Raw genomic sequence first — 733 nt, 5'->3', positions numbered from 1 at the left:
GCCATTTCCTGCCGAGCCAGGTGCGAACCGAGGCAGCGGTGCGGGCCACCGCCGAAGGACAGGTGCCGGGTCACGCCGCGATCCAGGTCGAATCGCCGGGCGTCGGCATAGGCTGCCGCGTCGCGGCCCGCGAACGCCAAGGAGAACGATGCCATGTCGCCGGCCTTGACCGGGCATCCGTGGAAGTCCATGTCCTGGGTCGCCTTTCGCGCAGTTTGCACGATCGGATAGACCCGCAGCGTCTCCTCCACCGCCTTCGGAATGAGTTCGGGCTCGGCGACGATCCTGGCGCGGTCGTCGGGATGGGTCGCCAGGTGCAGTATCGCGTAGGACAACTGGTTGGACACCGTGTCGAGGCCGGCCATGAACAGCAGCAGGAGACAGTTGAGTAGCTCCAGGTCGTTGATCGGTTCGCCGTCGATCGTCCAGTCGATGGCCTTGCTGACGATGTCGTCGGCCTCCGGGTCACGGTTCTCCCGGCGTTGTTGAATGAGCTCAGAGAAGTAGCTCATCACGTGCGTCATGCCCTCGAGCCGGGCGGCGTTGACTTCCTCGCCCACGCCGCTCTGATGCAGGATCATGTCCTCCCACACGAGGAACATCTCCAGATCCTCGACAGGCATGCCCATGATGATCAGAAAGACCGTCGACGGGAATACCCGCGAGATTCGTTCGACGAATTCGCACCCGCCATCGTCGACCAGCTGGTCTACTAGGGTGGCGGCCAACGCCA

Annotated in this window: 1 protein-coding gene; it reads right to left on the bottom strand. The window is 63.8% G+C overall.

The window, feature by feature from the left end; translation table 11 throughout:
* Positions 1–733, bottom strand: a 733-nt coding sequence (locus RM844_RS32045) for a cytochrome P450 (protein ID WP_311670968.1), incomplete at both ends; no start/stop codon positions are given.

This window comes from Streptomyces chisholmiae, assembly GCF_031845445.1.
GTDB classification, from domain to species: Bacteria; Actinomycetota; Actinomycetes; order Streptomycetales; family Streptomycetaceae; genus Streptomyces; species Streptomyces chisholmiae.
Note: the sequence above shows the minus strand (reverse complement) of the source record. Positions and strands in the feature narration are given on the sequence as shown.